At 47.9% G+C, this 16,221-nt stretch carries 7 protein-coding genes; all 7 read right to left on the bottom strand.

Features of this window, described 5'->3' with window-relative positions:
* Positions 1 to 12: 12 nt before the first annotated feature.
* The 7 genes from BLR32_RS24155 to BLR32_RS24125 all read right to left on the bottom strand — a co-directional run bounded on the left by BLR32_RS24155 (position 13) and on the right by BLR32_RS24125 (position 15,742).
* A complete protein-coding gene (locus BLR32_RS24155; RefSeq protein WP_089835414.1) occupies positions 13 to 1,242 on the bottom strand; it encodes a glycosyltransferase in 1,230 nt (409 codons plus the stop codon).
* The gene (locus BLR32_RS24150; protein ID WP_089835413.1) at positions 1,209 to 2,036 is read right to left on the bottom strand and encodes an alpha/beta fold hydrolase; all 828 of its coding nucleotides are present in this window, start codon (positions 2,034 to 2,036) and stop codon (positions 1,209 to 1,211) included. Before BLR32_RS24150 ends, BLR32_RS24155 begins: the two co-directional genes overlap by 34 nt.
* Positions 2,018 to 2,326: an acyl carrier protein gene (locus BLR32_RS24145; protein ID WP_089835412.1), complete on the bottom strand. Its 309-nt coding sequence runs from the start codon at positions 2,324 to 2,326 to the stop codon at positions 2,018 to 2,020. Before BLR32_RS24145 ends, BLR32_RS24150 begins: the two co-directional genes overlap by 19 nt.
* The gene (locus tag BLR32_RS24140; protein ID WP_089835464.1) at positions 2,314 to 6,546 is read right to left on the bottom strand and encodes a type I polyketide synthase; all 4,233 of its coding nucleotides are present in this window, start codon (positions 6,544 to 6,546) and stop codon (positions 2,314 to 2,316) included. Before BLR32_RS24140 ends, BLR32_RS24145 begins: the two co-directional genes overlap by 13 nt.
* Before the next feature lie 20 nt (positions 6,547 to 6,566).
* Positions 6,567 to 13,553, bottom strand: a complete 6,987-nt coding sequence (locus tag BLR32_RS24135) for a type I polyketide synthase (protein ID WP_089835411.1) — start codon at positions 13,551 to 13,553, stop codon at positions 6,567 to 6,569.
* A 587-nt stretch (positions 13,554 to 14,140) separates the two neighbouring features.
* Positions 14,141 to 14,932: a DUF6515 family protein gene (locus BLR32_RS24130; protein WP_089835410.1), complete on the bottom strand. Its 792-nt coding sequence runs from the start codon at positions 14,930 to 14,932 to the stop codon at positions 14,141 to 14,143.
* Between the two features lie 153 nt (positions 14,933 to 15,085).
* On the bottom strand, positions 15,086 to 15,742 hold the full coding sequence (locus tag BLR32_RS24125; protein ID WP_089835409.1) for a GIY-YIG nuclease family protein: 657 nt from the start codon (positions 15,740 to 15,742) through the stop codon (positions 15,086 to 15,088).
* Between the last annotated feature and the right edge of the window lie 479 nt (positions 15,743 to 16,221).

Genomic DNA, 16,221 nt, shown 5'->3' with positions numbered 1-16,221 from the left:
CGTTGATGTTGATTAGTGATAGAAACGGTTACGGTCAAATGCCAGACCACCCGGTGAAGGCGGTTCTGCCAGCTTTTCCAGGAGGCCAATAGCAGTGGCGGCGCCTCCTGCCTGCTCAAAGGACTGCCTTACGCGTTGCGCTGCTGCCTTGTAGGCTGGATTAGACAACACATCCTTTACGGCCTCCTTCAAATGAATAGCCTTAAATCTCTTGTAATTCAGCCTGACCCCGCTTTCCGCATGTATCACTCTGCCCGCTACATGCGATTGGTCATAGGCTATAGGGATAACCACCAATGGCAGACCATGAGATAAGGTTTCACATACTGTATTGTGGCCGCCATGGCACACGACTGCATCCAGGTAAGGTAGGAGCTCCAGCTGGGGTACTTTCTCCTGCACCAGGAAATTGTCCGGCCACTCTTCAAAGAGCGCTGTATCCGACACGACAATAACAGATACAGGTTCATTTGCCAGTGCTTCAATCACTTTCCCGAAGAATTCCTTTTTGTAACTGTGGTCAAAGGTGGTACCGATAGATACTAAGATCCTCGGGTGTTGATCCATCTCACGAAAACGCTCCCAGTCAAAACTGTTCATGACCTGCCTATTCTGGATGACAGGGCCTACAAACTTGTAATGATCCGGTAAAGACATCTCTCCGAAAAAGTGCCTGGAAGTATACACCAGTGTAAGGGCCTCGGAGGTGGCTACTGATCTTTCTCCGGGAATGCCCAGTTCCTGCTGCAGTCCGATGATCTGTTTGATCTCCCATTCATGAATGCCTGGCAGGTCTTCCATCATCTTGATGGCTGCCGGCGCCGTAACGGAAGTAGCATAGGGTATCTGTAAATGGCAGGCGGCAATAGCGCCTGCAAATAACTGATGATCGTTAATAATGACGTCCGGTTTGAATGCCTGCAGGATGGTGATGATCCCATCATACATAAACCTGTTCAAAGGGATCAGTACTTCCTCATACAGGAACTTGATACTTTCTATGCCCGACACGTTCTTCCTGGTGATCTGATCAAGATATTGTTCACTGTTCTTTTTAGCAACATCATCCTGATCGTATTGTACGAGAAGTAATTCTCCTCCCTGTGGCAACCTGGCTGCCAGTGAGCCATCAAGACTGATCCATGCTACGCGGTGCCCACGATCTAATAGCGCGGCACCCAGACTTAGCGTGGGATTGATATGCCCCATCAGGGGTGGTACGATAAACGCAAAGCTTGCCATAATTTGTGATTGATCTGTTTGAATTTCACCTGCCAGCCTATAAAGAAATCTTTCAGCTTATTGGCGGTTTCCAGCGGCTGCTGGATAGGCAGATTGTGATCTCCTTCTATCAGCGTCATTTTGGAACGTGGCACAGTATGATACAGCTTACGGCCGGATGGCAGACAATTGGAGCTCTTGCCATATATCAGCAGCGTATCCTGGGCGATGTTGCCAATAGTATCATCAGAAAAGAAGAAGCGCTCATTGTGCATATCTTCCTTTATACTTGTTTCATAGAACAGGTATTCATACATCCGGTGATTTTTATCCAGCTGCCTTTTACCCATCCGCATACGCGTTGTGTCTGTGTAGTTGTTGATATAATCTACCAGGAATTCCTTGCTGTAAATATCAATGATGCTCAGCGTCTCATTATCACTGGGATCAGGGGCTTCTATGACAGCCAGCTTCTTCACTCTTGACGGGTAACGCATGGCCATTTTCATAGCTACCAATCCACCATAACTATATCCCGCCAGGTGTACTGATTTAAGGTGAAGTGCATCCAGCAGATCCCGCAAGTCGTCTGTCATAGAAAGGAGGTCATATCCATATTCGCAGCGTTCACTCATGCCATGGCTCTTCATATCATACATCACTACATGGAAAGACTGGGCGAGTACCGGCGCAATATTGAAATAATAAACAGAGAGGTTGCTGAACATACCATGCACCAGCACAATGGTTTCTCTTGCACCTTTGTTTAGTTCCTGGATATGCACGCTTTTGTTTTTTACTTGGATGACTGGCATGTTTCTATGTAGTTTATAATGTCATCGAGTTTAAGGTTGATCAACTGGTCGAGGTCCATGCTGGATAGCCAGCCGGTGAAGTCGATGTTCTCGCCAAAATGTGACTTCACTTTCTCAGAGAAGGAAACAATTTCAATACTATCCATTTCAAGATCTCTGGCGAATGAGCTTTCACGGGAGATGTCCATGTCTTCCACAAACTCTTCGCCTATTACTTCTGTGATGAATGATTTCAGAATAGTAAAGATTTCTTCATTGCTCAATTTGTGTTTGGTAGTTATAGCGTCCATCCTATGATATAGTTATTGTGTTTAATAGTTTGAATTGTAACATCGCCTATCGTGAGTCTATCGCCGTTTATTGCATCTATCTTATATTTCTTAGGGTTGCCCTGCAATCCTTTGCCCAGGTATTTGCCATAGGCTTCTTTTGCCACCCAGCAGCGGATGATCCATTCGGTTCTGTCAGCAGAAGGAATAAGCGCCAGCTCTTCGGGGTGGAAGACCAGTTCTGTAAAGCCCTCATTCTTTTCACTGATCACTTCTATGTCGATACCTACTGGCGCGCCGTTGCGGGCTATGGCCACTGCTTCTTTGTCCTTATGTGCAAGAGATACCTGAATGCCGTTGGTCATTGTTCCTTCGGGGATTGGTTTGCCGGCATCATCATTCCTCATCTCAAATTCTATGGGGTAATACGCTTCCTGTGTTTCTTTTTTCAACAATGCCCTTATTGCATCTTTTGCTGCTACACGACTGATGATACGCTCCTTGCGTTTATTGGGTAACATCGCCCGGAGATCAGCTTTCTCTGTCTGATTGAAGTAGCGCTTCATGATGAAATCCCAGGACACCACGCGCTGATAGGTATTGCGGAACAGGAATACACCCGGCACGATCTCTTCCGAAAGACTGTTATGCAACGGCGCCATAGACACTTTCCACAGTGGTTCATCTATTTCCAGTCGCGCATTCTGCCAGCCGGTGATAATAGCCCATATTCTATTATCCCGCTTCAGTATGAAATCTGCCGTAGCCGTATCATCATTGATGTCTGTCAGTTCACAGGTGCATTCAAACACGCCACGCTGATCTTCCATATCTCCGTAGAAAGCCACCTCCTGTATCTTCACCGGGAATGCGATCCTGTCTTTCTCTAAGGTGAGTTGCAACCACAGACCGAACAATTGTCCCGCATTATCCAGTAAAGACCCTTTACCGGAACTGCTTTCAATAATGCCCGTAATACCCTTATCACCTACAGCTACGATCTTCCGGATGCCCTGGTAGGCAGGGCCATGGAACATATGTTGTTCGTATATTTCTTCGCGTGATCTGGTAATCCCTAAAGACTTCCCACTTTGTAATGAGCGTTGAGGAGGGATGGAGTACTCCTCAGACAAAGTGACCAATGCATTGGCATATTTGTCAATGCTCATGTAAACATTGTACGGGTCCTGCCAATCTCCTTTTACCGTTGCCTGGAAAGGCGCGGCCACATTCATCCACTGGAATACCTGTATCTGGGAGATGCTCTTCACTTTTGTACCCGGTGCATTGGCTGCGGCTATATCTGCCAGCAGTTCAAAGATCATGGTCATGGGAATTACCGGGTCCATATCATCCGCACAGTGCCATCCCGGCTTCTGTCTTAATAAGGCATGATCGATGAGATAGGGGGTATTCTCCAGGGAGATATCCAGATCCTTTGATACAGGGAGCCTTTTTGGTAGTGCAGTGCCACGTTGATTGAACAAGGCGATGATCTCTTCCTGTATAGCGGAGATCTCATCACAATTGTCCAGGAACGCACGCATCACCGGTGCCTCTTCTTCCATTACACTCACCTTTGCCGGTATCGGGCGGATTGATTTCAGTGCGGTAATATCCCTGACGATAGGAGAGCCTAATTCCAGTTTCACTGGTATGCCTTTAGGCGCTTCTTTTCCCGGTGTTATACCCAGGAACGACAGGTTGATATCCTTTCCTTCCACAAACAAGGCAGCCAGTACTCTTTGCAACTGATCCAGTCCTGAGCGGGTAGGGATATTCGCAGAAACAGCGCTGTAGGACTTGCCTTTCAGTGTATCATCCACAAAGCCTGTCAATCCGCCTGATCCTGCCTGTATGAACACACTCACACCTTCTGCATATAGCTTTTTAATCAGTTCCCGGAAACGTACCGGTTTAATAAGATGATCGATACTCAATTGCCTGATGGCTTCAAACTCCCGTGGATAGGTATCCAGGGTAGTGGCAGACCATAGAGGGATCCTTGTATCCTGGAACTGCACCTTGTTGATCCCATCCAGCAACAGGTCGAGTTTATTAGCTACAAAAGGGGAGTGGAAACCTGACTGGAAAGGCAGCACCTGGTGGAAGATCTGCTCTGTTCTCAGGATAGGTATCAGCTGGTCAACGGCTTCATTGGTACCGCAGAGGATGACCTGCTGCGGACAGTTATCCATTGAGAGATGAATATCGGGTATACCGTTCAGCAGGGGAGCCAGACGATCATATCCGCAACCTACTACCAGGAAGCGGGTATTCTTTTGCTCAAAGGCTGCCGGGTTTAACTCCTGCAGCAACATCAGTACAGAGCTTTCTGCCGCCAGACCAGATGAACGGCCTGCCAGCCATTCCCCAAGACTATGCCCGGCATTCATATCAGGATACACGCCCAGTACTTTGAGCGCAGTGTCCAATACATGGCTTTTCTCTAATAACTGTATAGCGGAATCCCAGACGCCTTCTTTATTAGCGGTCGACTGACCAGATAACTGCAAGCCGAAATGCGCAGCTACAGAATCAATCTCTCCACCTGCCAGACCATCCAGACCGGGGAACAGGAATGCTACTTTACCGCCTTTGCTTACAAGTGGTTCATTGGTAAACCAGATATCCTGCTTATTCCTCCAGGAGGTATTTCTCTCTACGATCTTAATGGCTTTGCGGATACGTTCAGGCGTAGGATCGAAGAGCGCAATGCGGTAGTCGCCCTGTCCCGGTTGGCTGTCTTTTTGTTCCAGCGCCTGTATCAATGCCTGCTGACTATCTCTTGCTAACAACAGTACCTGCGGTTTGCCGGGTGCGATGCCATTAAATACTTTCCTTGGAACGAGATTACTTTCACTAAAGCCTTCCACCACCACATGTGCATTTATACCACCAAAACCGAAAGCATTCACACCTGCCCGTTTGGGCAGGTCCAGCAGATTCCAGTCCTGCGTTTCTCTCACCGGTTCAAAGCGTGTCTGCTGCATGATATCCAGCGGTGTATCACAATGAAGGGTAGGGGGTAGTTGACTATGATACAGCGCCAGCGCTGTTTTAATGAGACCTGCTATACCAGCCGCAGGCATGGCGTGTCCTATCATGGACTTCACCGTACCAATACCTGCTTTGGGCAGATTGCCCGGCTGACCGAATATAGCGGCCAGTGTTTCCAGTTCCGTCTTATCACCCAAGGGAGTGCCTGTGCCGTGTGCTTCGATATAACCTACCTGCTGTACATCAATGCCTGCCGACTCCCAGGCTTGTCTGATGGCTTTAGCCTGCCCTTTTGCAGAGGGGCTCATTACACTCGTACCTGCGCCATCGCTGGATACGCCGGTGCCTTTGATGACAGCATATATCCTGTCCTGATCCCTGACAGCATCTTCCAGTCTTTTCAGCACTACAAAACCGCAGCCTTCTCCTATCAGCAGGCCGTCCGCATGTTGATCGAAGGGACGGATCTGCTGACGCCGGGAGAGTGCTCCCAGTTGAGTAAAGATGCTCCAGAAAGGCGCATTCTGTGAAACATGTACACCTCCCGCAATGATCATATCAGCTCTTCCGGTACTCAATTCCCCGATGGCATGATCTACTGCTATGAGAGAACTGGCGCAGGCGGCATCTATGGTGTAGGCTGCCCCGCCAAGATTAAGTCTGTTGGCCACCAGTGAAGCCACCAGGTTAGGAATAAGGCCCATAGCGGTATCAGGGCCAAAGCGTCCTTTCTTTACCTGGAACTCTTTCTTCACTTTATCCAGTTCTTCTTCTGTGAGCCCCGGCAGCGCTGATTGTAAAATCTGCACGATCTGTTCGCCGGTGCGCACGATCTCAATAGCGCGGGTAGCCCCCGGACCGGTATAGTTACCTTTTCCGATGATAATGCCCGTCCTCTCCAGCGGCGTGCTGTCTGGCACGCCGGCATCCTGTAATGCCTGCCGGGCAAGTGAAAGGGTTAGGAGTTGTTCCGGTTCCGTACCTTCCACAGCCAGGGGCAGAATGCCAAACTGGATAGGATCAAACCAGGCATAATCGTCAATGAATCCGCCCTTTCTGCAGTAGAAACGGTCTACCGCATTGGAGCGTGTATCAAAGAAACTGGCGTCCAGCCTGTTGCCGGGCACAGTTTGTATAGCGTCTCTTTTATTGATAATATTCTGCCAGAACGAGTGTATGTCGCCAGCTCCCGGGAATATTCCGGACATACCTATAATAGCAGCATCAGCCTGTTTTTTCATTGTCATGACTTTAATGATGATTATTCTGCCATGATCAGCACCTGGCTTTCATTGCCGTATTTCAGCTCGTTTACGAATGTTTCCATGCCTGCCTGTAATGGTATCAGCGCTATTCCTCTTCTCTCATATTCCTTCTCCAGCGTGGGCGATACCATGCCGGTGCCTTTCCATGGGCCCCAGTTGATAGTCGTCACTTTCCCTTTGATCACATTTTTCAATTCCCAGGCATAACGGTCTAATACACTGTTGGCGGCTGCATAGTCGGTTTGTCCGCGGTTGCCATATACAGAAGCGACACTGGAAAAGAGCACTATGAATTGTGTATCCGGCCTCAGTTTTTCCGCCAGTATCCTAAGGGGTGTTACTTTAGTAGTGAACACTCTCTCGAAAGAGTCAGACGTCTTCTGCCGGAACAGTTTATCTTCCAGCAATCCTGCGCCATGCACCACACCGTCTATCTTTCCATACTGTTCATAGAGTTTATCAATGAAGGAGGCCAGTTCACTTTCATTCCTCAGGTCAAGCGCCTGGTAGGTAACGGTTGATCCGTGGCTTTCCAGTGAGCGGATGGTTTGCAGTATCTGGTTGGACTTGTGAATATCTGATGCATGTTTTTCGATAGCTGCCGGCGTTGTTAGCTTTCCTTCCATGATCAGCTGCTGGCGGATCTCATCTTTGGTTGTAAGCCCGGTATAGTTAGGCATGTCTTCCTCCCTTGGATCGGGTGATCTGCCTACCAGTACATAATGACATGGATACTCTTTCGAGAAGCGTACCATCAGTTCTGCTGTGATGCCTTGCGCACCACCCAGTACGAGTACAAGAGAATCCTTGTTCAGTTTGATATCTGATGTCTGTCCTGCGCTCAGTTGTGTAGGAATCAGATCGAAGATGTGTCTTACACCATCATGATAGATCACTTCAGCAGGCGTATCGGGGTGCATTAATTCACCGAGTATGATAGCAGGGATCTTTTCTGGTGAAACATAACCGGTCAGGCTGATACTTCTGCATTTTGCATGGTCCCATTCTTTGTCCAGGCTTTTCAGGAACCCAGGATATCCCTGTAGTTCACGCAATTGGCGGGGATCGTTGTTACTTGATCCTGAGATGGCATATACCCATTTTACATTATCAGGATGCAGTTTTTTGATAGTGGCAAAAGTGCTGAGAATGTCAGGCCGTTCCGGAGCAGATACCATATCCAGGATGATCAGACCGTGGTAATTTTCGAGTAAGTCCTTTTCTGTAACAATGTCCACTTTTGCGCCCTGTTGCTCCAGCAGTTTTTTAACGGCCAGTGGCAGGTGGCTGCCATCGTCAGTTACGGCCAGGCTTTTACCGGCAAGACTCACTGTTTCTTTCTCATCGAAGCCGGAGGGTACTAATGAAAATCGTATCCTCGACAGGGCTGCCGGTGCAGTTGTTGATACGGTTGCAGGTTCCTCAGAAGACGCTGGTGCAGGAGCGGTCGTAGCAGGCATATTAGCGGAGATCCAGCTCACCAGACCATTCAGTGTCTTAATGCCGGTCAGTGCTTCTGTTTTCTCGTCCGATTCTGCTAATCCTCCTATTTTAACCCGCAGCTCGCCCAGTATTTCCATACGTTTGATGGAATCAATGCTTAGATCCGCTTCCAGATCCAGGTCCATGCCCAGCATCTCCTGCGGATAACCTGTTTTTTCGCTGACAGTCAGTAATATGGTGCTTCTGATGTCGTTTTCCGTCCAGCCTTGACTGGCGGGCGTTGTATTAGTTGGTTTTTCAATGGCATGTTGTAAGGAGATACCTCCTGTTTCCGCCTGGGCATCGCCTACATTGTTGGCGATCCACTCCAGCAGTCCGTTCAGGGTTTTGATACCTGCCAGTTGTTCTACAGCTGTTTCATCACTCTTGCCGCCTGCATTAAAGCCGCCCATCTGTGTTCTCAATTCACCGATGATCTCCATTCTCTTGATGGAATCGATGCTTAGATCTGCTTCCATATCCATCTCCATGCCCAGCATTTCATGTGGATAACCGGTCTTGGCGCTGACTACTTCTATCAGGATCTTCTTCACATCCTGTTTACCCCTTGCCGGTTGGGCACTCACGGATACTTTTACCTGTGTAGTTGTTGGCTCCTGTTCCTTCTTTGCAGGAATTGCAGGTCTGGCAACCGGTGTTTCAGGTATTTCCAGGCGACTGATATTAGCAGGGTTTTGTCCCAGGTAACTTAATATCACATCCCGCTGCGCCTGTACCAGGTATTTCACGCTGTTCAGGTATTCCTGTACCATGTGCTCCGCATTCCCATTCACGATAACAGGTTGCGCCGCAACAGCGGTTTTCAGTTGTATTGGCGTCAAAACCGGCAGTGCGCCATGTGCAGGCAGTTTACCGGTAGTCGGTACCGCCAGCTGACCATTCACGTGCCAGATGGTAGCACTTTTCTTGTATTGGTTTGGTGCATCCAGCTGGATGGTTTGTGTATTCCGACCATTAAACAGTTTATCCAGCTGTACATTCCTGCCGCTGGCGATATATTTCGCGATAGTATTCAGCAGATGTGCGATAGCATTCGGTTCACTATCTTCTGAGTGCATTACCACACCGTCTTTGCCAATGATGGAATGAGTCAGACCAGTCAATACCTTACCCGGACCTACCTCAATAAATATCCTGGCGCCTGCTGAATACATCTTTTCCACTTCTTCAGAGAACAACACTGGACTTGTCAGGTGCTCAGCCATCCTTTCCTTAATAGCGCTTGCCGTATCAGGATATAATGCTGCCGTGGTGTTGGACCATACCGGGATAGCTGGTTTGCTGAAAGATGTTTTACCGATCGCTGTTTTATACAGGGTAGCCGATTTTGCAATCAGCGGACTATGAAACGCACAAGCCACTTCCATTTGTTTGAAGGAGATCTTTTGTTCCTTCAGTTGCGCCATGAGTTGTTCCATGTCTTTCGTTGCACCAGCCAGTACCCATTGCTGCGGAGAGTTATGATTCACTGCATAAACGCCGCTTCCTTTTTGGGTGAAGGGGGCCAGTGCATCTTCTGTAATATTCACCGCCACCATCACACCTTTATCTCCTTCTACTGCATCCATAATGGCTTTTGCTCTTTTCTCACTGAGGGGTACCAGTTGTTCTTCGGCAAATGCACCTGCAAAGCAGAGCGCAGGTAATTCGCCGTAACTATGTCCTGCTACCATATCCGGCAGTATGCCCAGGTCTTTCAGGAAGGATGCCATCGCCAGGTCTACAATGCCTAACAGTGGTTGAGTGATGCGGGTATCTTTGATCTTCTCTTTTTGCTGTTGCAAAGCGCTGTCGCTGAAAGCAGCAGCAGGGAAGAGTATTTTTTCATACTGTGGATATGCTTTCAACAGCTTACGCATCTGCGGAAAAGCGACAAACAGTTCTCTCGCCATATTGACACGCTGACTGCCCTGTCCGGGGAACATAAAGGCTACTTTACCTTCCACTTTATTGGTGACATGGATCTCTTTCGAAGTAGCGCCAGACAGTGCCAGGTCTGTTTTCAGCATCAGGTCTTCACGGCCGGAAGCCACTATTGACAGGCGGATAGGTGCATCGCTGTAATGATAAAGACTGTAAGCAATATCTCTCAATGGTACCTGGTCGTTATACTCCAGGATAGTGTGTACCGCCTGCATCAGCCGTTTTACATCTGCATCATTTTCTCCGCGGAACACAAAGAGTTCTGCAGGCCAGGATGTAATGGCAACTGGTTTTTCTTTTCCTGCGGGATCATTCTCTATCACCGCATGGAAGTTGGTACCTCCAAAGCCGAAGGCGCTGATCCCTGCCAGCCTGTGCTCATCCAGCCATATACCTGCCTGTGTATTGAACAGGAAGGGACTGGTAGCCTCATTATAGAAAGCATTAGGCGCCTTGATATGCAGGGTAGGAGGCTTAACACCATGATATACTGAGAGGGCGGCCTTGATCAGTCCAGCCAATCCTGCCGCACATTTGGTATGCCCGATCTGTGTTTTTACAGAGCCCAGGTGTGTTTGTCCGGCGATAGCGCCTGACTGTATCAGCATATCTGATAAGGCGCTCAGTTCTGTTTTATCACCCACTACTGTGCCGGTACCATGTGCTTCCACCAATCCCAGTGCAGCCGGTGATACACCGCTCTGCTCATATGCTCTTTCCAGTGCTTTTATCTGTCCTGCTTTACGGGGAGCAGTCAGTCCGAGGCTCTTGCCATCACTGGAGCCCCCCACACCCTTAATAACAGCATAAACATGGTCTCCGTCGCGTTTAGCATCATCATATCTTTTCAATACCACCATTGCCACACCTTCACCCAGTGCAATACCATCAGCGCCGGAATCGAAGGTCATACAGCGTCCTTTGCGCGACAGTGCATGTGTGCTGGCAAACATAAGGTAGTCGTTAATGCCGTTATGCAGGTCGGCAGCGCCGGCCAGCACCATCTCTGATTTACCCAGTATCAGTTCCTGGCAGGCCAGGTCGATAGCCGCCAGAGAGGATGCGCAGGCAGCATCTACGGTATAGTTCCTGCCGCCCAGATTCAGACGGTTGGTGATACGGCCTGAGATCACATTGGCCAGTACACCGGGGAAGGAATCTTCCGTCAGCTTAGGCAATGCAGCATCCAGTTCTTCCGGCATCTCTCCCAGGAACTGGCGATAGAGTGAACGGAAGCCGTAGTTATTGGCGAGATCATTACCACCTTCAGCGCCAATGATCACAGAGATATCTTCTGTATTATGATCCGGGTTAGCATAACCCGCATTTTCCAGTGCCTGTTTAGCCACCAGTAATGCCAGTAACTGTGTAGGATCAATCGCTGCCAGCGATTGTGGCGGAATGCCAAAAGCCACCGGGTCGAAATCTATCTTAGGAATAAAACCGCCCCATTTGGAAGGTGACTTATCCCCATCAGGAGAGTTGCCATCATAATATAATTCCTTATTCCAACGCTCATCCGGTACTTCCGTCACACAGTCCTTACCCGCCAGTATATTGCTCCAGAACTCTTCTATGTTACGCGCGCCCGGATAGATGCAGGCCATACCAATGATGGCAATGTCCAGCGCCTTTTCAGGATGCGTAACCGGAGCAGGCAGTTCCGCATTTCGGATATATGTAAAATTATTTTCAGCGACATCTTTATGCAGATCAACCATGCTCACTTTTTCATTGCGCAAAGCAGCCACCTGACCTATCATATACATACCTTCCTGCAGTTGTTGCATAGTATCAATGTTCACCAGCCCGTTCTCTGTTCTGTCTACTCCCTTTGCAGCCATGCGTAGCCGGCCTACATTCAGGGCCTCTAGCCTGCTCCAGATCTCTTTTTTATCCAGCTGTTCCGCATTGAGTTTACTTTTTTCTTCCTGGAAGAAATCAGCAAATGGCGATTGCAGGCAACGTGTTTCATGTCCGGGAGCTGTTTCCAGCAACACCGTACCTGTATGCGCAATCGCCTGATCCTGGAATTGCTGCAGGATAGCGCCTGTTTCCACTGCCTCTTTTGTATAGATATAAGCAGTACCCATCAGTACACCAATCTTCGCACCTTTGGTAGCCAGAGAGGCCGCCATTACTGCAATGAAGGCAGTAGACAATGCATCATGTATACCACCCGCAAAGAAGATGTTCAGCTGTGATGCCTGTTCTTCCTGCAACAAACGCTCAATCTGTTTCTCCCACAACACGAGACTGGACAATGGCCCTACGTGACCACCACATTCACGTCCTTCAAATACAAATCTCCTGGCGCCTTCTTTAATGAACATATCCAGCAGGGAGGCTGATGGTACGTGGAGGAAAGATTTGATGCCCATATCTTCCAGTGCTTTCGCCTGCGAAGGACGACCACCGGCAATTAAAACCAGTGGAGGCCTGGCTTCCTTGATGATCTCAATCTGCTCATCACGCAATTCCTGTGGTGCAAATCCAAGAATACCGACACCCCAGGTATTATCTTTCGCGAGTTCTTTTGTTTGTTTTACGAGGTCCTGTGCAGCGGCGCCTTTCAACAGTGAAAGGGCCACAAATGGCAATGCGCCCGCATTGGCAACAGCAGCTGCAAATGCAGGTACGTCGCTGACGCGCGTCATAGGGCCTTGTGCAATAGGATAGGTGATGTTCAGCTCTTTTGCCAGTGCATTATTGGGACTGATCACATTCACGGTCTTAGCCTGTAAGAGGTGACCACGAATGGCTTCATGCATGCCGTCGATCATCCTACCCAGTTTCCTGTAGCGTTTTACAAGATCAACGGATATTGCAACGTCCTGCCCTATCGGCAGGAGGCCTTTGTCCAGATCTAAAATGCCGAGATATGGTTGTATGTCTTCGCGTGTAGCGTTCTCTGGTAGTGCAGGTGAATTAGGCCGTACCAGTATACGGTATCCATCTATCACACGGGCTTCGTTGCCATTCAGTTTTTCACATACGTTCTTGATGGCAGCAGGAGCCTTGCATTCAGGGAATAATATCAGCTGACTGTCCAGTACCACACCAGTGGCGCCAGTGGCCATCAGTGCTGCTGTAGTATGGATGCCGGCACCACCCTGTACCCATATCTTTGTATCAGGGAGTGCTTTAACGATCTGTTGAAAAAGGATGAAGGATGATTCATCACCTACCTTACCTGCGCCTTCATTTCCTTTTATAATAATACCATCTGCTTTATCCTGTACCGCCTGTTGTGCTTCGAATAAGGTATGGACCTGGTACAGGATACGTGTACGCTTACGCGTGCTTACTTTAATATGATAGGGAGCGATGATCAGTGTAACCTGTTCGGGTAACGGGATATCTGTCATTTCTTTCTCCGCATAGCAGACACCAAAGGGATAACCATGTTGTGATAGTTCTTCAAGGGCTTTAATTGCGGTGTCTTTATTGCGTCCGAGATGTAATACAGGGAACGCATTTGCTTTGGCCAATGCGAGGGCCAATAGTACGTCAGGGTACTCCATGGGAGTGAGCCCGATAATAGTAGGTGTTTCCATTCCTGGACGTTTAGTAGGTTACAGGCATGACTAGTCCTGACCATGATTTACAATCATCGATTAATGCTATACCGCACGTATTAATTTAGATATCTGGCTGTAATTCCCGGTTATGCCCTGAGGGACGTCATGGACAAGGCATAACCCTCCTGTTTTTCGAATAGGATGATTTCATAGCGCAGAATTAATATAGGCTAAACGGCCCGAATCTCTCACATGAGCAACACGACATGTGTTGTAGTCACTGTTCAGTGTTTACGACAAGATCAAACATTCTCCTTCTTATTCTAATGGACATTCAACAGTATCGGCGGATTGTGCTAATGGTTTCCCCTCACGGGGAGTGTCTTCAAGTCGGGTTATAGTTTTCATAAAAAACAAATATGGTGTTATGGTTATTTGAGCAAAGCATGAATCTATGCTAAAACTAACAAAATAATTTTTATAAAAGAAGAGGCAAATGGAATTATGTAGGCGCGTAACGTGAACTTAATATAGCGTGTATGTACTTATGTAAATAAAAAAAATAAGTGGCACATGATAGCTGAGCTACTATGTGCCACTTGTTCATTCACTTAGCGTGAATCTTAGTTATCTGCTGATGTTTTTCCGACTATTTTATAACCCCGTGAATTATCGGGATTGGTTACTTCCTGATAATACATGCCATCCGGAGAAACATACAGTTGCTGACCGTTGATTTCTACACCGCGGCTACCTTCAGGTAATGTAGCCATCACATCTCCGGAAGCAGGTTCAGTACTCTGATCCTGGTTGTCTTCACCACTACCCGTATTCAGCTCGCCATTCTTACCAACTACTACGTATTTTGTCTGATTGTCCTGTTCTATTTCCTGGTAGAAGGTACCATTCTTTTGGTAATAAATGTTACCGTCTATCTTCACTTGCTTCGCACCACTTGGCAGGGTAGGTACTACGACGCCCATCGGAGGGTCTACTACCTCATACTGTTCGGTCTGTGTTTGTGTGTTGGCATACGGACGGTAGAAGAAACCATCGTAGTAATAGTAAGGTCCCCATCCGGTGTTAAATGTCAGGAAGCCATAAGGCAGGAAGTTGACACGGAAACCAATGGCCGGACCGTAATAACGGTAAGGGTAGTAATGCGGGCGATAATAGTAGCCGCCATATCCGTGGTAATAACGGACAGGGGCGCGGTAGTGATAATAGCCTCCGCCATATCCGAATCCTACTCCAACTCTGGCTGACACGCGTGGTGACGAAACGATTCTGCTCCCGGCCCCTCTATACCCGCCGTGTCCTCCTCCAAAACGTCCCCGCTGTGCATACGCGCTGTTTACTGTACTCATCCCGGCCAGGAGAATGAGTGAGAACAGTAAATATATCCTGTTTTTCATGTTGATAGATGATTTAAAAAAAGAGAGATTGTCTCCCTGTTTATAGTAATTAGACTATTACTAAACGTCAGGGTTTAACATTTATTCTACTTTAACAATTCCTATACCAAATAATTAACATTTGATAATCAGCTGATTGGAGCAGGGCTGTTGCTAATAGAGCTGGTTACGGAGTATTCTCTTGATCATCTGGATAGTGGTACGGCTGATCTGACCTTTGTACCGGTCGAGGATGGCGTTTTCGCTCAGGCCTTCCCCGAGGTCGTTCACCACCCGGAGCCATTTGCTGAGGAATTCGGAGTTGGGGGTACGGTATTTCAGGAGGCGCCTTACAGTTTCGATGACGGCTTTGCTGACCTGGCCCTCGTTCAGTTCGAAGATCTCGTCGGTGCTGAGGCCTAGTTCCACATCCTGTGCTACCCTGGAGTAGTCCTGCAGGTACTTTTCATTGGCTTCCATCACCTGCAGCAGCGGATTATCACTGTAGCGGATGACGGCATACTTCCTGGCCTGTTTATGTAGTTCTGTAAGGGCATAATTACGGGCGATATTGTCACAAATGACAAGGTCGTCTTTGCTCAGTTCAAACCATTCACCCTTAACGCGTTTATGCTGGAAAATGATATGCAGGCATTCTTCCAGTTCGGTCATATTAGCGGAAGCGTACTGTCTGATCACCCGGAACATAACGGGCAGATGGGTATGGTAGGAAGCCAAACGCTTCTGCAGATCCTGCGTCTTGCCGATCTTATAGAGGTTTTTTCCTGTGTTTATAATGTAAACGCACTTACCGATCTGTACTTGCTCCATCGGATGATTTAGTTCATGGGTGTTGTAATGACAAACTTTCTTCTTTTCCGCTACGCTGGTTACCAACGCAAATTGTTGAATTTTTTTGAGAAATACTGATTTTCTGAATGAACGGGACAGGATAAACGTCGTTGTTCGGCCATGGATAAGGCCAGGACCTGGATACCGACGGTTTTTTTTCATTCAGATCCCGCTCTGTGTAGCATTGAGTTCCTATATCTCCATATCACTTTATCGTCATCTGGATATCACTTTAGGCTCATATATATATCTAATCGATATAGAAATGAGCCTGAAATGATATGGAAATGACGGTAACGCGATATGGAAGCATAGGGAAAAGAGCGAACAATGAAGGGGATAAAGACGAACATATGCCCCAAATCCGGTGCAGTATTGACTTCGCTTGGGACTTAGAAATAAAACCAGGACAGGTGTAATGGAGTTGATAGAATCAATATGATAATGAGATTATTGTA

This window comes from Chitinophaga filiformis, from assembly GCF_900102545.1.
Taxonomy (GTDB): Bacteria; Bacteroidota; Bacteroidia; order Chitinophagales; family Chitinophagaceae; genus Chitinophaga; species Chitinophaga filiformis.
Note: the sequence above shows the minus strand (reverse complement) of the source record. Positions and strands in the feature narration are given on the sequence as shown.